Origin of the sequence: Candidatus Symbiopectobacterium endolongispinus (genome assembly GCF_018777385.1) — a bacterium.
In the GTDB taxonomy this organism is placed as follows: domain Bacteria; phylum Pseudomonadota; class Gammaproteobacteria; order Enterobacterales; family Enterobacteriaceae; genus Symbiopectobacterium; species Symbiopectobacterium endolongispinus.
On sequence record NZ_JAFJYB010000002.1, the window covers coordinates 55,782 to 74,484 of the forward strand.

Annotated in this window: 12 protein-coding genes and 6 pseudogenes; 9 read left to right on the forward strand and 9 right to left on the reverse strand. The window is 52.1% G+C overall.

Features of this window, described 5'->3' with window-relative positions; translation table 11 throughout:
• Positions 1–19 precede the first annotated feature (19 nt).
• From JZM30_RS06845 to JZM30_RS06855, 3 genes are all read left to right on the forward strand, one after another.
• The gene (locus tag JZM30_RS06845) at positions 20–1,261 is read left to right on the forward strand and encodes a tail fiber protein (RefSeq protein ID WP_252318130.1); all 1,242 of its coding nucleotides are present in this window, start codon (positions 20–22) and stop codon (positions 1,259–1,261) included.
• A gap of 126 nt (positions 1,262–1,387) precedes the next feature.
• On the forward strand, positions 1,388–1,918 hold the full coding sequence (locus tag JZM30_RS06850) for a pyocin knob domain-containing protein (protein WP_252318131.1): 531 nt from the start codon (positions 1,388–1,390) through the stop codon (positions 1,916–1,918).
• Positions 1,919–2,013: 95 nt separating this feature from the next.
• Positions 2,014–2,562: a hypothetical protein gene (locus tag JZM30_RS06855; protein ID WP_252318133.1), complete on the forward strand. Its 549-nt coding sequence runs from the start codon at positions 2,014–2,016 to the stop codon at positions 2,560–2,562.
• Positions 2,563–2,711: 149 nt separating this feature from the next.
• On the opposite strand, the pseudogene JZM30_RS06860 reads toward JZM30_RS06855, so the two are convergent.
• Positions 2,712–2,936, reverse strand: a pseudogene (locus tag JZM30_RS06860) (DinI-like family protein).
• Positions 2,937–3,050: 114 nt separating this feature from the next.
• Between JZM30_RS06860 and JZM30_RS06865 the strand changes: the two are divergent.
• The gene (locus JZM30_RS06865) at positions 3,051–4,271 is read left to right on the forward strand and encodes an ISL3 family transposase (RefSeq protein WP_252317149.1); all 1,221 of its coding nucleotides are present in this window, start codon (positions 3,051–3,053) and stop codon (positions 4,269–4,271) included.
• 830 nt (positions 4,272–5,101) lie between these two features.
• On the opposite strand, the gene JZM30_RS06870 is transcribed toward JZM30_RS06865, so the two are convergent.
• The 5 genes and pseudogenes from JZM30_RS06870 to bioB all read right to left on the reverse strand — a co-directional run bounded on the left by JZM30_RS06870 (position 5,102) and on the right by bioB (position 9,506).
• Entirely contained in the window at positions 5,102–5,755 is a 654-nt protein-coding gene (locus tag JZM30_RS06870; protein WP_252318134.1) for a hypothetical protein, read from the reverse strand.
• A gap of 111 nt (positions 5,756–5,866) precedes the next feature.
• Positions 5,867–6,540: pseudogene (gene bioD / locus JZM30_RS06875) on the reverse strand (dethiobiotin synthase).
• Positions 6,533–7,298 (reverse strand): annotated as a pseudogene (gene bioC / locus JZM30_RS06880) (malonyl-ACP O-methyltransferase BioC). The pseudogenes bioD and bioC overlap by 8 nt, the downstream one beginning before the upstream one ends.
• A complete protein-coding gene (gene bioF / locus JZM30_RS06885) occupies positions 7,291–8,463 on the reverse strand; it encodes an 8-amino-7-oxononanoate synthase (protein ID WP_252318135.1) in 1,173 nt (390 codons plus the stop codon). Before bioF ends, bioC begins: the two are co-directional and overlap by 8 nt.
• Positions 8,464–8,468: 5 nt before the next feature.
• Positions 8,469–9,506: pseudogene (gene bioB, locus JZM30_RS06890) on the reverse strand (biotin synthase BioB).
• A gap of 132 nt (positions 9,507–9,638) precedes the next feature.
• On the opposite strand from bioB, the pseudogene bioA reads away from it, so the two are divergent.
• The 5 genes and pseudogenes from bioA to JZM30_RS06915 all read left to right on the forward strand — a co-directional run bounded on the left by bioA (position 9,639) and on the right by JZM30_RS06915 (position 15,083).
• Positions 9,639–10,931, forward strand: a pseudogene (gene bioA, locus JZM30_RS06895) (adenosylmethionine--8-amino-7-oxononanoate transaminase).
• 92 nt (positions 10,932–11,023) lie between these two features.
• Positions 11,024–11,434 (forward strand): CidA/LrgA family protein, encoded by a 411-nt coding sequence (locus tag JZM30_RS06900; RefSeq protein ID WP_252318136.1) that lies wholly within the window; start codon positions 11,024–11,026, stop codon positions 11,432–11,434.
• Positions 11,434–12,129, forward strand: a complete 696-nt coding sequence (locus JZM30_RS06905) for a CidB/LrgB family autolysis modulator (protein ID WP_252318137.1) — start codon at positions 11,434–11,436, stop codon at positions 12,127–12,129. The genes JZM30_RS06900 and JZM30_RS06905 overlap by 1 nt, the downstream gene beginning before the upstream one ends.
• A 190-nt stretch (positions 12,130–12,319) precedes the next feature.
• Positions 12,320–13,205: pseudogene (cdd, locus tag JZM30_RS06910) on the forward strand (cytidine deaminase).
• A 216-nt stretch (positions 13,206–13,421) separates the two neighbouring features.
• The gene (locus tag JZM30_RS06915) at positions 13,422–15,083 is read left to right on the forward strand and encodes an NAD-dependent malic enzyme (RefSeq protein ID WP_252318773.1); all 1,662 of its coding nucleotides are present in this window, start codon (positions 13,422–13,424) and stop codon (positions 15,081–15,083) included.
• Between the two features lie 61 nt (positions 15,084–15,144).
• Here the strand turns inward: JZM30_RS06915 and gsiD are convergent, their stop codons facing one another.
• From gsiD to gsiB, 3 genes are all read right to left on the reverse strand, one after another.
• Positions 15,145–16,050 (reverse strand): glutathione ABC transporter permease GsiD, encoded by a 906-nt coding sequence (gene gsiD, locus JZM30_RS06920; protein WP_252318138.1) that lies wholly within the window; start codon positions 16,048–16,050, stop codon positions 15,145–15,147.
• A 9-nt stretch (positions 16,051–16,059) separates the two neighbouring features.
• On the reverse strand, positions 16,060–16,980 hold the full coding sequence (gene gsiC / locus JZM30_RS06925; protein WP_252318139.1) for a glutathione ABC transporter permease GsiC: 921 nt from the start codon (positions 16,978–16,980) through the stop codon (positions 16,060–16,062).
• Positions 16,981–17,116: 136 nt separating this feature from the next.
• Entirely contained in the window at positions 17,117–18,676 is a 1,560-nt protein-coding gene (gene gsiB, locus JZM30_RS06930) for a glutathione ABC transporter substrate-binding protein GsiB (RefSeq protein ID WP_286673513.1), read from the reverse strand.
• Positions 18,677–18,703 lie beyond the last annotated feature (27 nt).

Genomic DNA, 18,703 nt, shown 5'->3' on the forward strand with positions numbered 1-18,703 from the left:
TTTTTGGAGTAATTTTCATATGCGTAAGATTGGAACTATTACGAATTCAGCTGATGAGAAGGGTGAATTTACCAATGGTTATGCGGAATGGTTCAATACTGTCCAGCGTGAATTGGTTGCTATTGTAGAAAACGCAGGATTAACTCTAGATGTGAATGATGATGAGCAGATAAGTAAAATAATTGAGAAAATAACATCTATTATTAACCATTATAGAAATTATGGCTATCCCCAGTGGGAGAATATAGTGTCGTACTATAATAGAGCGGTGGTATATCATGGCGTGGCGCTGTACCTTTCATTAATCAATGATAATAAATTTGTGCCCGGCACAAACAATGATGTATGGCAACCTTACATCCAACGAGAAGCGACTGAGCAGGATGCCATCGACGGAAAAGATAGCCACTCCCTAATCACCCCACGCAGCTTGCACAATGGAGCAAGTTATCTCGATGAGCAACTAAAAACCGCGTTGACGCCGTATTTGTTGCCGATCGGCGCAATCATTATGTGGCCGTCAGAAACGCCACCAGATGGGTGGCTGGAATTAAACGGTCAGCAGTTTGATGTAACTGAAAACCATAAACTGGCCATAATGTTTCTATCAGGACAGTTACCGGATTATAGAGGGCGATTCCCGCGTGGCTGGGCAAATGGTTCTCTCGTTGATCCTGATTCAAACCGTGAAATTAATAGTCTACAGGATGATGCACTACAAGAAATTCAGGGCGAGTTTGTTATCGATGACTGGGGATGGGTGGACGGGAAACTGTTTAGAATTGTCGGCGGGCGAAGTGGCGGTTGGGACTCGCAGGACGGCGGTCTGGCTGTCGAGTTCAAAGCCGGAAATGTTGCGAGAACATCAACAGAAACGCGCCCCTGCAACGTTGCAACGATGTTCATCATTAAAACAGATAAGGCCGATTCGAAACCCGGCGTACCAGTTCCACCTGCGGTCATTGTCACACCGCGACCTGCGACTGTTAACGCAGGTACATTCGTGCAGTTTTCAGGGCAGGTTTTGCCGTCTAATTTCGGCGTAGAATACCCTGTTTCATGGTCTGTCAGTGATGCCTCGTTGGGTTCTATTGACGCAACAGGGCGCTATACAGCAATCGCAGGGCGAACAGGCAGTCAATCGGTAATCGCATCCATCAGTACCGGACTAACGACACTGGTAACGTTTGATCAGCATATCTATCTGACCAATATTGCTATTGAAGCAATACCAAACATACAGGTGGATGGCACATATTAATATCGCTGTGACATTCAATCCGGCAAACTACACAGAACCAGCAGACTATGCTAGCAGCGATGCACAGATTGCTAGCATTGTCGGCGTATTGTAACGGGTGTAGGGGCAGGGACGGCTACGACCAGCGTGACGGGCCGTTACTCTGGCATTACTGCATCACAGCAGGTCACGGTTACGCCGAAGGTTGTCGTCGAAAAATATCTCCAGATTAGCGAAAAACTATCTGAAATAGGGGGAGAAGGTGCTGCTGCGCAAAAGGAAGCACGTACTAATTTGGGGCTAAAATCGCTAGCGACAAAAGATGCTCTTACTGCATCTGATGTTGGTGCCGTTCCTCAGGCAGATACCACTCTCGGTACTGAAAACCTAAATACCGTGGTTGCGTTGGGGCATAAGTTCCAGTCACTAACGAGCAACGCAACAGTGGCACGTAACTATCCTATAGCACTGGCTGGCATGTTGGATGTCATTAAAACAACGGGTACGGGGATTCGTCAGGTCTTCTACCCCTACAACAACACAGATGTTTATCACCGTTACTGTGTTTATGTGAGTGCAAATCCTGTTGTGTTTGGTGCATGGGGCAAATCCGGCGATAACTATCTGGATAAATCGCAGAATCTGGCAGATGCGCCAAATAAAGCGCTTGCGCGATAACATGGGGTTGGGGTACACGGTATCGACTGAGGCCTCCACGAGCGGTGCCAGTGCGTACGCGGAAGGCACATTTGGTATCAGGTGGAGTCATAACAATGCCGTTATTTCGCAAATCAGGGGGCACTTTTGCCCCTGTCAACTCATTAAAAATGAAGCATGACGACACATTTAAAAATGTGCAGGCAATGTGGGTGAATGATGGTGGGGTATTTAAAAAAGTATATCCAGGCGGGCCTATAGACGCCGGAACCTCTGGCGTGATTGATGTAGTGTGGGTTATTGGTTCAATGTCTCGCGTAGGGGCAAATACCCCGCAGGGTTATACCCCCTTATACTATAGTAATGGGTATTCGGGAGCTCAGGGGGGATTTTATGCCTTTCTCCTACTGAGCGATCAGGCTCAACATACGGTCTCTGTTACATCAAGTGTTGCAAGATTTTTTTATGCAAACCGAAACATTATTCAGACCTCAACATCAGGCGTGCAGTCCGGCTCTGTATGGACACCAACAACTCCTGTCGATGAGCAAATTAATATTTTAGGCGTCGGCAGAGTAGATAATGTCTATGGTATTGCTAATAAATCATTCGCTGACGCGCCTAAACTACCAGCAAGCTATGCAGGAACTGAGATTCATGTTTAGTAGGAGTGGGTTATTGACGGTCAGCGTTATTATTATAATTTCCTCCCCTATGTTCTACCGGCTTAACGCACACACAGTAATGTTTACTGCAACACCGTGGCGAATTGAAATGATAGCGCCCGGTGGTAATGTCGGACGCTTCATTCATATCAATGAAACCAATCGTCTGCTGATTCCCACGTTTCCTGTAGCATCTCGCTCACTTCATCCCGATCCCCACCAAATACTGTCAATCCATCACTTCACGCTCTGCGTACTGTTAACTGACAATCGGGATATCTGGCTTCCAGTCTACGACCAAACTCCTTTTGTAGCGCTTCAACGGCACCGTTGGGTAACTTCTTCTCTTTGGCGATCGTGACTTCAACTTTCATGGCGAGATCCTCATTAATGTAATGAGGTATTTATACTGTATGCATAAGGGTCTTCCCTTGTTGTGGTGGCTGAAGGCATGATAATGGCGTATTAAATCGCCAGAGGTCACCACCATGGACGAAAAGTCTCTCTACGCTCATATCCTCAACCTGTCTATTCCGTGGCAGGTAAAGTCTCTTTCTCTCGATGAAAATGCCGGTTCTGTTACCGTTACAGTTGAGATTGCGAAAAACACTCAGTTAACCTGTCCAACCTGCGGGAAATCTTGTCCTATTCACGATCACCGACATCGTAAATGGCGCCATCTCGATACCTGTCAGTTCGCGACAATAGTCGAAGCTGATGTACCCCGTATTATGTGCCCGGAGCATGGCTACCAGACGCTGTCTGTTCCATGGGCCGGCCCCGGTAGCCGGTATACGCTGTTGTTCGAGTCGTTCGTTATCTCATGGCTGAAAATCAGCACCGTGGATGCCGTCAGGAAACAGCTGAGGCTGAGCTGGAATGCTGTCGATAATATTATGCAACGGGCGGTTAAGCGTGGACTGGCCCGTCGAAAAACACCTCAGGCCGCACGTCATCTCTGTGTTGATGAGGTCGCTTTCAAAAAGGGGCATCAGTACGTCACCGTTATCTCTGATACCCAAGGACAGGCATTGGAACTCAAAGATGATCGCGGAGTTGAAAGTCTTGCTGGCTATCTCCGGAGTCTGGGTGACCGCCAGATTGAATCCATTAAAACCCTGTCGATGGACATGAATCTATCCTATATAAGCGCAGCGCGGCTCCATCTGCCTAACGCGGTGGAGAAGATCGCGTTCGACCACTTCCATGTAGCGAAAATGCTCTGTGCCGTCGTAGATAAAACACGACAGTTGGAGATGAAAACCATCCCGTTACCGGCACGAAAAAGTGCACATCGTTCCCGTTATCTGTGGTTGTACGGTCGCCATAAACGTCATGGTCGAATAGCAGAAAGACTGGAAGCAGCGCAGATGGTTCTGCCTGATACCAGCCGTTGCTGGGCAATGAAGGCGCTGGCCCGGGAACTCTGGAACCGCCGGTATGACGAACACAGCAGGCGTCTGTGGCTGGAATGGATAGGGATGGCAAAAGACGTTGGTGTCCCGCTACTAAGCAGCGCCGCCCGGACGTTACGTAAACGACTGTACGGGATCCTGAATGCCATGAAACACAGGGTATCAAACGGTAATGCAGAGTCACTAAACAGCAAGATAAGGCTGCTGCGGATCAAGTCCAGAGGATACCGGAACAAAGAACGCTTTAAGGTGGCAGTGATGTTCCATTACGGCAGGTTAAACATGTTGTTATAAGTCTCCCACCATGATAGGGGAAGACCCATATAAAAACAGCATCCAGCCATTTGTTGGCGAAAATGATGCGCGGAGTAAATCATCGGCCAGCGTAGGGCATTGGAAAGAGGAAAGCGAGCGCAAAAAGCGCTAACACAGCGTTACGCATTTATCCAGTTAAAAATGTGCTATTTATCCCCAGAATGCGTATTTGTCTTAACAAAGTGGTTAGACATGTGCTGTAAAACATGCAACCATCAGTCGGAGATAAACCGAGACTTGATTTTAATTAACTGACTGATTTATATCAATTAAACAAAAAACAGAGAATCACATCAACTCAACCAAAACCCGCGCCAATTCTCGCTTGCCATCGTTTTTCTAAACCTAATGCACATGGTTATCCACAGAAGTAGTGGATAACTCCCACAAGCCCGCATGCCTGCTGCTTTAGTGAAATATCTTATCGTTATGGGGCTGAGGGAAATCAGAATTTTTTTAGCGTTTTTGCAAGGATTTCACTTATGCATGGCTTTTAAACATTTTGCACAAAAAAATCGTCTTGGCGCACAAACTGGCGAGTCGAAGCAAGAGACGCCAACTGAGAATAGAGTGGCAGGCATGGGGAAAATTTTACGAAGAAATAGTGTTCAACACTATCAACCAAGAGCCTATCCCAGATAGGCGTAATTGACGCGACCCGTCTGCACAGTGCTAGAAATCCTCGCGCACTCGGTGTACGCTCCAGTTTCTACGCACTACTCGCGATCGCATCAATGATAGGCTCTCAATATGCTATTGAATAGAATCAGGCAAGTCAGAATGGCTAGGTCAGCGCCATCCTGACTCGATTAAGAAAAAATCCCGCCTTCCCGAATGATATCGCTCATCTCAGCTTCAATATCTTGTAAGTACATATTTTTAACTATATCACTATCGAGATCGGCAAACCTTGTATTAGACACACAAAGCGTTTTAAAATGATTAGAGACATCGCCATCATAACGATGATAGTTATAATCATAATAATAATCATCACTATCATCATCAGACTCAATGTCAATTACATTGTCTTTATCAATGGTGTTTAACGCGTCCGGATCCTGTTTCCACTGCGTTGTAACTGGAAATTTAAACTTATCACCAGGAATCTCCCCTGTTGCCATATTTTTACCTTTACTGACTGTCACGGTGACCATACCGTTCTCATTATTATTACCCGGTAGGGTAAAGGTCACTTTATTACCGTGAATGTCATCCAGAGTAATAACCCCTGTTTTTGAACATTCATTCATGGCTTCTGGGGAGTTTATGAGCCGCATAATATTATTATCAATCTGACGATATAACTCCTTATTATCCCTTCGTACACCGCCAAAAGTGAAAAAATTAATAATATATTCCAGCAATCCCTTAGGAGATACAGCCTTATTTATCTCATCCTGATTTCCCTCACCAGCGGCACATGCTGTAATATTGTATAATGTACTTATGCTAGCCATCATAATTCCCTTATCTGATAAAAAACACTTAACGAATGAACGCACATTATTGTCAGATGGTTATATATCAGTAAGAAGGTTAACGCCGTATTTTTTGTTTCAGACAATAACGTGTCACACTGGCAGCAATCCAATATCCAGATACGTGCTCAAATCCTGCCTATAGGGTGCATTGACGTAGGGAATTTCGCCGAGCAGCGGCGCTGACGTTGCAGCGTCTCCAGATAGTCTTGATGCCAGCGTCCGGTCGGTTGAATATCGTTAGCAATCCACCACGCCAGCGTCAATCCTGCCTGCGTAACGGCCTTAGCCGTCAGTAACGCGTGATTGATGGAGCTCAATTTGATTCCTACCACCAGAATCACCGGCAATTGCTCGTGCTGTACCCAGTCGGCATACGTCTGCTGCACAGTCAGTGGCGTGAACCAGCCCCCCGCGCCTTCCACCAGCACCCAATCAGCCTTTTCGGTCAAGGCCGCCAGACCGCGCGACATCACCTCGAAATCGATGGGCTGCTGCTCAACCCGGCTCACGATATGCGGCGAGGTTGGCTCAATAAACACCAACGGATTGACCTCATCGTAAGTAAGCGACACGCTGCTGCACGCTTGCAGATGGCAAGCATCTTCATTACGAATGCCCTGTGTGGTCATCTCTGCACCGGAAGCTACCGGCTTATAGCCCGCACAGCGATACCCTGCCCGTGCAGCAGTCTATAGCAATGCGCCGCTGGCGATGGTTTTGCCCACTTCTGTGTCTGTTCCGGTAATAAACCAACGTTTAGTCACGATAAATAATTCCATAAACCAAATGATAACTGAGGGGAAAGCCGCCCGGTGCAGCAGGATAAACCTGCGCCAGCGCTTGTAACCGCCGCCGGGTAAGCAAACCGCGCGAACGATCGCCATGTAGCCAGGTGGCGCCAATCCCTTTCAACGAGTGCATCACATCGCTTACGGTCGCAAAGCAGTAGCTCATCGTGTGCTGGTAGAGCCGATGACGATAAGGGCGACAGGCATCGGCGATTTGTGCCAACGGCAAAAAATCATTGACGCGTTTTGATCCATCCAAGCTCAGCCATGCTTGCGCCAGTTCGCCGAGGGAACCTTCAACCAGCGTAGAAAACACCACCACGTGCCGGGACGCGTTGCCCGATAACAGGCCGCAATCGCACGCGGCAGATCTTCGCACCATTGCACCGCCAGATTGCTGAAGCAAAGATCGATGCTGGCATCCGCTAACGGCAAATGTTCAATATCCCCTTGTACGTAGGCATCTGCACTGTGTTCAGCCACAGCCTGTTGCAACATGCCAGCAGAAAGATCCAAGGCGATCACCTGTTTACCCAGCGCGCGCCAGCGTTGACTGAAATGGCCGGTGCCGCAGCCCAGCCAGCATACAGTATCCGCTGTCCAGCAAGCGGTAGCGCCAAGGTCATCAGATGCTCACCGCTGGTGCGTTGCAGTTCGGCAAATCGGGTGTAGCGCTGTGCCGCACGACCAAAAGCCTGCGCAATGGCCCGCTTGTTATGCCATTCATTACTCATTGACACCCTCTCCTTGCTCATACGCCACCGAGTGCAAAGCGGCAAGCAGACAGGCGATGTCATAATCCGTGTGGCTGGCAGTCAGCGTAATACGCAGCCGCGCACTACAGGGCGGCACGGTGGGCGGGCGCATCGCACTGACCCAGAGTCCCTGTTCACGCAGACGCTGCGCCACACGCAACGCGGCAGCATTGTCGCCGACAATCAACGGTTGAATGGCACTGTGGGACGGCATCAAGGTAAAAGGCAAATCACCAACTCCGGCGCGAAACTGAGCAATATGGCGGCCTAGCCTGTCACGTAGCGCGTCACCCTGCTGAATACAGGACAACGCCGCGCGTAATGCGCAAGCCTGGGCCGGTGGCATGCTGGTGCTGTAGATCAGATGACGGGCAAACTGCAAGAAATAGTCGGCCACCGATTCGCTGCACAACAGTGCAGCTCCGCTCACGCCAAACGCCTTGCCGAACGTCACGACCAGCAATTCGGGTTTTATCCCCTGTTGCCAGCAACTGCCACGGCCCTGCTGGCCGCACACGCCTATCCCGTGTGCATCATCCACCATCAGACAGGCGCCGTGCGCCTGCGTCAACGCATGCAGTGCCCCCAGCGATGCGCTGTCACCGTCCATACTGAAAATACCTTCCGTGACGGCAAGGGTTTCGCCCGGGCAATCCCATCCCAACAGGCGTTGCAGCGCTGCCGGCTGATTATGCGCAAAGCGCCGCAGAGTGGCCGGTGACTGGGCGGCAGCTTCCAGTAATGACGCATGGCTGAGCTTGTCCGCCAGAATGCGATCTTGTCCCTGCATCAGGGCGGCAACCACCGCTTGATTCGCAGCATAACCGGAGACAAACAGCAGCGCACGCGGGTAACCCAGCCATTGCGCCACTTCACCCTCCAACACCGCATGCGCATCAGTATACCCTGTGACATGTCCTGAACCACCGCTGCCCACGCCATCGCGCGTTGCACCGGTTTGCCAGGCCTCAATAATGGCTGGATGCTGGCTTAAGCCCAGATAGTCATTGCTGGAGAAATTCAGGTAGCGCTGTCCTTGCTGCGTCAACCAACGCCCACCGCCCTGATTAACAATACGTGAGCGATAAGCATCTTGCTCACGGCGTGCGATCAGCGCCGTATCTATGCGTTTTTGCCATCCCATAAGTGTTACACGGCAGCGTTATAGAACTGTTCAGTATCGGCTTCCAGCACCTGCTGCGCCAGCCGCATCTGCTGTTGGTTGTCACCGGCCTCCGTTTCCGTTTGCTGAGGATTGAGACTCAGTTTGCGAAACAGGATCAAATCCTTGTCTTCTTTCGGATTGGGGGTGATCAGCAGCTTGCAGCCATAAAAAATGGAGTTGGCACCAGCCATAAAACACATGGCCTGGGTCTGCTCGCTCATCTGTTCGCGACCCGCAGACAGGCGCACGTGGGAGGTGGGCATCATGATGCGAGCGACGGCGATAGTGCGGATAAAATCGAAAGGTTCAACGTCGTCGTTATTTTCCAGCGGCGTACCTTTTACTTTCACCAGCATATTGATCGGCACGCTTTCCGGCGGCGTCGGCAGGTTTGCCAGTTGCACCAACAATCCTGCACGATCGCGCACCGTTTCGCCTAATCCGACAATGCCGCCTGAGCAGACTTTAATTCCCGCGTGGCGCACTTTGTCAAGCGTATCCAGTCGTTCCTGATAGGTACGGGTGGTGGTGATGTTGCCGTAGAACTCCGGCTAGGTGTCTAGGTTATGGTTATAGAAATCCAGCCCGGCGTCAGCCAATCGTTCCGCCTGATCGCCGTGTAAAGCGCCTAACGTCATGCAGGTTTCCATCCCCATTTCCTTGACGTCTTTCACCATCTGTTCCAGATAAGGCATATCGCGCTCATGGGGATTTTTCCAGGCGGCTCCCATACAGAAACGGGTTGAGCCTGCCGCTTTAGCCTGACGCGCGGAATCCAGCACCTGCTCGACCTGCATCAATCGCTCCGCTTCCAGCCCGGTGCGATAACGCGCACTCTGCGGGCAATATTTGCAATCCTCCGGGCAGGCGCCAGTTTTGATGGAGAGCAGCGTGCTGACCTGCACCTGACGCGGATCGAAATGCTGACGATGCACCTGCTGCGCCTCAAACATCAACTCTAAAAACGGTTTATCAAACAGTTGTTGCGCTTGCCCCAGCGTCCAATGAATACGTTCTGCCATATGGTTGGCCTCTTTGTTCGACAGGGTGCCATGCCGCCAGTGCGGCATGAAAATGTGGCGTAAGTGTAAATGACAACGCTATACCGTCAACCATATGAGTGTTAATTTAGTTTACAAAACGGTTTATTAATAATGTTGCTTTCGAACGCAGACCTGGAATTTGATCAACGCCATATCTGGCATCCTTACACCTAAATGACACCCCCCTTCCCTGTTATCCGGTGGTAGCGGCACACGGGTATCACCTGCAACTGGACGATTGGCGAGAACTTGTGGATGGCATGTCTTCCTGGTGGGCGGCGATCCACGGCTATAACCACCAGCGTATGAACCAGGCCTTGCGGCAGCAAATAGCTCAAATGTCGCATGTGATGTTTGGCGGCATTACGCACCCTCAAGCCATCGCGCTATGCTAACGGCTGGTCACTATTACGCCTGCGCCGTTGGAGTGTGTGTTTCTGGCCGATTCCGGTTCGGTGGCCGTAGAAGTGGCGCTCAAAATGGCGCTGCAATATTGGCAGGCGCGCGGCGAGCGTCGGGCGCACTTTTTGACCCTGCGCCACGGCTATTATGGCGACACCTTTGGTGCGATGTCGGTGTGTGACCCGCACAATGCCATGCACAGCCTCTATCAGGGATATCTGCCTGAACACCTGTTTGCCGATGCACCACGCAGCCGCTTTGATGGCGAGTGGTATGAATCTGATATCCAGACGCTACGCGATATGCTGGAAACGCACCGTCATGATATCGCCGCCGTTATCCTTGAACCGGTGGTTCAGGGCGCAGGCGGAATGCGTATCTACCACCCCACCTACCTCAAGCGCGTGCGCGAGTTGTGCGATAACCACGGTATCTTACTGATAGCAGACGAAATAGCGACCGGATTTGGCCGCACGGGGACGCTGTTTGCCTGTGAACATGCCGATATCGCCCCCGACATTCTCTGTCTGGGTAAAGCGCTGACCGGAGGATACCTGACGCGGTCAGCCACCTTGACCACGCGTAACGTCGCCGACACCATCAGCAACGGCGAAGCGGGTTGTTTTATGCATGGCCCGACTTTTATGGCTAACCCATTGGCCTGTGCCGCCGCCAATGCCAGTCTTGAACTGCTGGCAGACGGGGAATGGCAGCCACAGGTGATGGCAATTGAGCGCCAATTGCGCGCTGAATTACTGCCATTACTGGATGCCGCGTTGGTGGAGGACGTGCGCGTTCTGGGCGCGATTGGCGTACTGGAAACCACACGACCTGTGAACGTGGCGCGAGTGCAGCGCTTTTTTTGTCGAGCGCGGTGTATGGATCCGGCCTTTTGGTAAGCTGCTGTATGTTATGCCGCCCTATATTATCTCTCAACAGGCCTTAACACGCTTGACCCGCGCACTGCGTGACGCCGTACATCGGCCTGAATTGTTTCAATAACGGCGGGGAAAGTCAGCGGAAAAACCTGTGATCTGTGGCACACCAAATTGATTAGCGCTATGATAATTGCCTCAACTTATCAGGAACTTCCCATGCGTAATACGACAATCCTTTGCGGGCAGTATTTACGCGCTTTCGCACTTATTTATCTGTGTCTGTTCGCAGGTAATGCGATATCCGCGTTACTCCCGCTGACTATTCCCGGCAGCATTATCGGTATGCTTATCCTCTTTGCTCTGCTGGCTTCGCAGATCCTTCCTGCGCCTTGGGTAAAGCCCGGCTGCCATTTGATGATTCGCTACATGGCGCTGCTGTTTGTGCCTATCGGCGTGGGCGTCATGAATTACTATGATCTGCTGAGCAAGCAGTTTGGCCCCATCGTGGTGTCCTGTCTTATCAGTACGCTGGTGGTAATGCTGGTCGTCGGTTTTTGCACGCAGTTGATGCAACGCGAACACATCATCACCACGCACGAAACACCCGATGAGGAAGGGAAAAAATAATGTTGTCCAACATCTGGTGGTCATTACCCCTGACCTTGCTGACCTTCTTCGCGGCGCGCAAGTTGGCGATAAAATGCAAAATGCCACTGCTAAACCCACTGCTGGTGTCGATGGCTATCCTGATCCCGGTATTACTGCTGCTCAATATCCCTTACGAAAACTACTTCGCAGGCAGTAAAGTGCTGAACGATCTGTTGCAGCCCGCCGTGGTGGCGTTGGCGTTTCCGCTCTATGAACAGCTTCATCAGATCCGTGCGCGTTGGAAATCCATCATCAGCGTCTGCTTTACCGGCAGTATGGCGGCCATTATTTCCGGTACGCTCATTGCGCTGTGGCTTGGTGCCACGCCCGAGATCGCCGCATCGGTGCTGCCTAAATCGGTAACCACGCCCATCGCCATGGCAGTCGCAAGCACCATCGGCGGTATTCCCGCCATCAGCGCGGTCTGTGTGATTTTTGTCGGCATCCTTGGTGCGGTCTTCGGACACACCCTGTTTAATCGTGTGGGTATTCGCACCAAGGCAGCGCGCGGGCTCGCAATGGGGACAGCGTCACACGCGCTGGGCACGACCCGTTGCGTCGAGATCGATTTTCAGGAAGGGGCGTTCAGCTCATTAGCATTGGTGATTTGCGGTATCATGACCTCGCTGATTGCGCCTTTTATCTTTCCGCTGCTGGTACAACTGTTTCACTAGCGACACAGATGATGCAGACGGCGCGATAATCGCCGCGCCGTTGCATTCTGCTCGATAATTTGAGATATATCGCGCAGAATGCATCTTAATTTCAATAAGTTCACGTTCGACGAGATAATGATCACGATTTATTGATAGGCTACCTTTTTACCCTGACAACAAACAATAATGGCAAAAAGAGTACATCGCTATGCATACACGATATCACGCCCCTTTTGCACAACTTTCTGACACACTGCAACACGCCTTGCTACCAATACTTGAACGTCCTGACTTTGTCGGGATGTTGCTTGCTGACGACGTAACGACCCTTTGTACCCAATGCGATCTGACGCCAGAGACGTTAGCCTACGCCTTACTCCCCATTGCGGCTGCCTGCGCCATTGCCCATATTTCTCAATTTCAGGTGGGTGCCGTTGCTCAGGGCGAAAGTGGCAACCTCTACTTTGGTGCCAACATGGAGTTCACTGCCGTGCCGTTACAACAAACGCTGCACGCGGAGCAGAGCGCCATAGCCCATGCCTGGCTGCGCCAGGAGCTAGGTTTGACCAGTATCACGGTGAACTACACGCCCTGCGGGCACTGCCGTCAGTTTATGAATGAACTGAATCGGGCGAACACGCTGCATATACACCTGCCGGGGCGCGAACCCGCGCAGTTACATCACTATTTACCCGACGCCTTTGGACCGCAGAATCTGAATATCACCACGCTGTTGATGGACCCGGTCAATCACGGACGCACCCTGCTCGATGCCGATCTGCTGGCGCAGACCGCGTTGGACGCCGCAAACCGTAGCCATGCGCCTTACAGCAATGCGCTGAGCGGCGTCGCGCTGGAAACCGATCGCGGCACAGTGTATACCGGGCGCTACGCAGAGAATGCCGCGTTCAACCCCAGCCTGCCGCCGCTTCAGGTGGCATTGAACCTGATGAATCTGGTCGGTGAAGATATTCACAGGGTGCGCCTCGCGGCACTGGTTGAGCCGCGCAATACCACCATCAGTCAGTGTGATGTTGCAAATTATTCTGGCGGAAGCCGGGTGTACCGACGTACAGCAGCACTTTATCGACTGATACAGCGCACAAAAATGATGGATGAACCGGTGAGCATTGACAAAATGTTGTGACGCAAGTCATGTGTAACTATTTTAATTAACATTTTCTGTACATATTTTTTGGGTAATTTAAGATCCGCGCTGCCATGTCGTGTCATTACCTAAATTCGTTTCTGTTACCCGAATAGTAAGAAAAGTCATGGAATTAGAATACTAAAGCAAACGCGCCCTCTACATCCCTTATGCTGGCCCCATTCTGTTGGAATTCCCTTTGCTGAACAAAGGTAGCGCCTTCACCAATGAAGAGCGTGCCAACTTCAACCTGCATGGCCTGTTACCTGAAGCCGTGGAGACCATTGAAGAACAGGCAAAACGCGCCTGGCGTCAGTATCAGGAATTCAAAAATGATATGGGGAAGCACGTCTACCTGCGTAACATTCAGGATACTAACGAGACGCTGTTTTACCGCCTGTTGGACGCACACCTGACCGAAATGATGCCGATCATCTACACCGCAACGGTCGGTCAGGCGTGCGAACACTTCTCAGATATTTACCGTCGTGCTCGCGGCTTGTTTATCTCCTATCAGAACCGTGAAAACATCGATGACATGCTGCAAAACGCCACCAAGCAGAACGTGAAGGTGATCGTGGTCACCGACGGTGAGCGTACCCTTGGCCTGGGCGACCAGGGCATCGGTGGCATGGGGATCCCTATCGGTAAACTGTCGCCCTACACCGCCTGTGGCGGCATCAGCCCGGCTTATACCTTGCCCGTCGTGCTGGATGTGGGCACCAACAACCCGCAGCGCCTGAACGATCCACTCTATATGGGCTGGCGCCACCCACGCATTACCGGCGAAGAGTACGATGCCTTCGTGGAAGAATTTATTCAGGCAGTAAAACGCCGCTGGCCGAACGTGTTGCTGCAATTTGAAGACTTTGCGCAAAGCAATGCCACGCCGCTGTTAAACCGTTACCGCGATGAAATCTGCTGCTTTAACGACGACATTCAAGGCACCGCCGCCGTGGCGTTGGGCAGCCTGATTGCCGCCAGCCGTGCTGCTGGCACACAACTGCGCGATCAGACGGTCACCTTCCTGGGTGCCGGTTCCGCCGGTTGCGGTATCGCCGAGCAAATTATCGCGCAGATGAAATCTGAAGGTCTGAGCGAAGAAAAAGCGCGTGCCCGCGTGTTTATGGTGGATCGCTTCGGTCTGCTGACCGACAAACTGCCGAACCTGTTCGATTTCCAGAGCAAGCTGGTGCAGAAGAGTGAATTGCTGAGCGAGTGGGACGTTGCCAGTGACGCTATCTCACTGCTGGAAGTGGTGCGCAACGCCAAGCCGACTATCCTGATTGGCGTTTCTGGTCAGCCGGGTCTGTTCACGGAAGAGATCATTCGCGAAATGCACACCCACTGCGCACGTCCTATCGTGATGCCGCTTTCCAACCCAACCTCCCGCGTGGAAGCGCGTCCGGAAGATATTATCCGCTGGACCGACGGTGCCGCACTGGTCGCAACCGGAAGTACGTTTGCGCCGGTTAAGCACAAGGACACGCTGTTCCCGATTGCCCAATGCAACAACTCCTGTATCTTCCCCGGTATTGGCTTAGGCGTGTTGGCTTGTGGTGCCAAACGCATTACCGATGGCATGCTGATGGCCGCCAGCCGCGCATTGGCAGACTGTTCACCGCTTGCCAACAACGGTGAAGGTGCCTTGTTGCCTGACCTGAAAGACATCCAGGATGTGTCTCGCTGTATCGCGATGGACGTAGCAAAAGCCGCGCAGTTGCATGGTGTAGCAGAAGTGACCTCCAGCGATACGCTGGCGAAGGCCATTACGCACAACTTCTGGCAACCGCAATACCGCAGCTATAAGCGCACCTCATTCTAAGCGTTTCTGCCACCTGAAACACAACGGCCCCGATAATGGGGCCGTTTTTATTTGTGTTGAGCTACGGGCGTAATTTAGGGTCGAGCGCATCGCGCAAACCATCCCCTAGCAAATTAAACGCCAGCACGGTCAGGAAAATCGCCAGACTGGGAAACAACGCCACATGCGGTGTCATTACCATATCAGCCCGCGCATCATTGAGCATCGCCCCCCACTCCGGCGTCGGCGGCTGCGCCCCGAGGCCAAGAAAAGAGAGGCTAGCCGCCGTAATGATCGACATGCCCACACGCATCGAAAAATAGACCACAATCGACGAAAAGGTGCCGGGAAGAATATGGCGCAACAAAATGGTGCGGTCAGATGCGCCGAGGCTACGCGCCGATTCCACGTACGTTTGCTGTTTCAACACCAAGGTATTACCACGCACCAGACGCGCAAAGGCCGGAATGCTGAAAATCGCCACGGCGACAATCACATTGGCCATACCGCTGCCCATCACCGCCACCACGGCAATCGCCAGCAGAATGCCCGGAAAGGCAAACAGCACGTCACACAAGCGCATAATCAGCCGATCCCAACTCCCTTCATAGTAACCGGCCACCAGCCCCAGCAACGTACCGATGATCATACCCACCACCACGGACAAGATGCCTGCCGCCAGCGAAATACGCGCGCCGAGCAGAATACGGCTGAAGATATCGCGACCCAGCGCATCAACGCCGAGCCAATGCAGCGAAGAGGGTCCCTCGTTCAAACGGTCATAATCGAAATAATTTTCCGCATCGAACGGAGCCAGATAAGGCGCAAGCAGCGCCACGGCAATCAGTAACAACACAAAGACGCCCGCCATCACTGCCGTGCGCTGCAACAAAAAGCGTCGCCAAAACTCACCGAACGGAGTGCGGATGGTAGTTTCCCGCAGCAGCGGCAGCGTTGCCAGCACGGCCTTGCGTCGCCAATGTTTCATCGCGGTTCCTTATCGATAGCGAATTGACGGGTTGATTGCCGCATAAAGCACATCCACCAGCAGGTTAATTACAATAAACTCCAGTGAGAATAACAGCACTAATCCTTGGATTACGGGATAATCGCGCATCTCCACCGCGTCCACTAACAACCGGCCTAACCCCGGCCAGTTGAACACTTTTTCCACTACGATAGACCCGCCCAGCAAAAAGCCAAACTGAAGCCCCATCATCGTCACCACCGGGATCAGCGCGTTGCGCAAACCATGTTTGGTGATGACCAAAAATTCACGGACACCTTTAGCGCGTGCGGTGCGCATGTAATCTTCTTGCAGCACATCGGCAAAGGATGCACGCATGAAACGCGCCATCACAGCGGCAACGGCAGCGCCGAGGGTGATTGAGGGCAACACATAGTGACGCCAGCTCTCCGCGCCGACGGTAGGTAACCAGCCCAGTTCAACGGAAAACACCTGCATCAACAGCATCCCCAACGCAAACGATGGAAATGACAGGCCGGATACCGCCAGCGTCATCCCCAGACGGTCAGGCCAGCGATTGCGCCAGATAGCGGAAATCATGCCGATGCTCATGCCGAAGATCACCGCCCACACCATGCTGGTTAAGGTAAGCCAAAGAGTCGGCAGAAAGCGGATGGCAATCTCATTGGCGACCGGGCGTTTAGAGGCCATCGAGGTGCCCAGATCTCCTTGCAACACATGAGTAAAAAAGCGCCGGAATTGTTCGTAGAGCGGTCTATCCAGACCTAAATCCTGTCGAACCATGGCAATCACGGCAGCATCAGCCTCACGCCCAGCCATCAGGCGCGCAGGATCGCCTGGCAGCAGGTGTATAAACATAAACACCACGACCAGCACAATCAGCAAGGTAGGGATCATGCCCAGCAGCCGTTTGAGGAAGTAATTCAGCATAACAACATGATTATCCTTCTTGTTTCATTGTCTGGCATGGCGTTCTCTGCCCCCCTGTTTTACACGCGGCGGCAACACGGAAATTACCAGGTTCTCAGCCGCGTCTATCACGCGGCTGAGAAAAAACCTGCATCACTTATTGCGCTAAATCAGCCTCATCAAAACTGAATGCGGTATCAGGCATCACGTAGAACCCGCTCAGTTTCTTGTTGTTAGCTGAAACCAGCTGTTCCGTCAACAAAAACGCCCAAGGAGCATCCGCCCAGATTTTGTCCTGCGCGTCTTTGTACAGTTTTTCCTTCTGCGCGCGATCGGTGGTCTTCAACGCATTCGCCAGATCGGCATCCACTTGCTCGCTGCTGTAAAATGCCGTATTAAACAGCGCCGGCGGCCAGGACGCCGTGGCAAACAGCGGCGTCAGCGCCCAATCGGCTTCCCCAGTTGAGGCAGACCAGCCGGTGTAGAACAGGCGCACACCGGTTTCCTTCACGCCTTTGCCTTCCACTTCGGCGGCACGCTGCCCGGCATCCATCGCCGTAACCTGCACTTTAATCCCTACCTGCTCCAGCTGCTGCTGGGTAAATTGCAGCACTTTCTGCGCCGTACTGTGGTTATGCGATGCCCACAGTGTGGTCGTAAATCCTTCCGGGTAGCCCGCTTCTTTCAACAGTTCACGCGCTTTTGCCGGATCATAAGGCCACGGTTGATACTGCTGGGCAAAATCGATGCTCTTTGGTAAAGGTCCCTGTGACGGAACCGCGTAACCGGAGAATGCTACCTTGATCAGCGCGTCTTTGTTGATGGCGTAGTTAATCGCCTGCCGCACCTTGATATTGTCAAACGGCTTTTGTGTGACGTTAAAGCTAAGATAATGGTGCAAAATAGAGGGCGATATCACCACCGCCAATTGGTCATTTTTCTCCAGCACCTTGGCTTGCTCAAACGGCACCGGGAAAGCGAACTGCGCTTCCCCCGTCTGGAGCAGCGAGGCACGCGTGTTGTTATCCACCACCGGACGCCAGGTAATACTGTCGAGCTTGGGCAGCCCCGCACGCCAATAACCCGAGAATTTCTCCACTTTCACATAGTCCGTCTGGTTCCAGGTGACAAACTTGTAAGGGCCGGTGCCCACCGGGTGAAAACCAATCTCCTTGCCATATTGCTGCAACGCGGCAGGCGAAATAATCACCGCCGCAGGGTGTGCCAGGTTGTTAATAAAGGCCGAGAACGGCTGTTTCAGCACGATTTTCACCGTCTGCGGATCCACCACTTCCGTTTTGGCAATCACCTTGAACAGGTTATAACGTTTTAGGCGATTTTCCGGATTGCTGGCACGATCGAAGTTCACCTTCACCGCCTGTGCATTGAAATCGGTGCCGTCATGAAATTTCACACCGGTATGCAGTTTGATGGTATAGGTCAGGTTATCGTCGCTGACCTGATAGCCTTCGGCCAGCACGTTGACTAACTTCATGTCCTTATCGAAACCAAACAGCCCCTGATAGAACGATTTATCTACCGTTTGCGACAAGGTGTCGTTGGCATCATAGGGATCGAGCGTGGTGAAGTTGGATGCCACGGCAATTACAGCATCTTTCACCGCCCAGGCAGGTGCAGACGCCATCAAGGCTGCCGCCACTGCCAGCGCCCCCGCCCGTTTGGCAGTGAGCAGATTAACGCGAGTCAAAAGTGTCATTGTGGTCGTATCTCCCTGTATCCTCTT

What these genes read in the sequence shown, in the direction of transcription:
- JZM30_RS06870 (WP_252318134.1), bottom strand. Translation starts at nt 5,755, where the DNA reads ATGATGGCTAGCATAAGTACATTATACAATATTACAGCATGTGCCGCT.
- JZM30_RS06865 (WP_252317149.1), top strand. Translation starts at nt 3,051, where the DNA reads ATGGACGAAAAGTCTCTCTACGCTCATATCCTCAACCTGTCTATTCCG.
- JZM30_RS06905 (WP_252318137.1), top strand. Translation starts at nt 11,434, where the DNA reads ATGTTGTCCAACATCTGGTGGTCATTACCCCTGACCTTGCTGACCTTC.
- JZM30_RS06855 (WP_252318133.1), top strand. Translation starts at nt 2,014, where the DNA reads ATGCCGTTATTTCGCAAATCAGGGGGCACTTTTGCCCCTGTCAACTCA.
- JZM30_RS06845 (WP_252318130.1), top strand. Translation starts at nt 20, where the DNA reads ATGCGTAAGATTGGAACTATTACGAATTCAGCTGATGAGAAGGGTGAA.
- bioF (WP_252318135.1), bottom strand. Translation starts at nt 8,463, where the DNA reads ATGGGATGGCAAAAACGCATAGATACGGCGCTGATCGCACGCCGTGAG.
- JZM30_RS06900 (WP_252318136.1), top strand. Translation starts at nt 11,024, where the DNA reads ATGCGTAATACGACAATCCTTTGCGGGCAGTATTTACGCGCTTTCGCA.
- gsiC (WP_252318139.1), bottom strand. Translation starts at nt 16,980, where the DNA reads ATGCTGAATTACTTCCTCAAACGGCTGCTGGGCATGATCCCTACCTTG.
- gsiB (WP_286673513.1), bottom strand. Translation starts at nt 18,676, where the DNA reads ATGACACTTTTGACTCGCGTTAATCTGCTCACTGCCAAACGGGCGGGG.
- gsiD (WP_252318138.1), bottom strand. Translation starts at nt 16,050, where the DNA reads ATGAAACATTGGCGACGCAAGGCCGTGCTGGCAACGCTGCCGCTGCTG.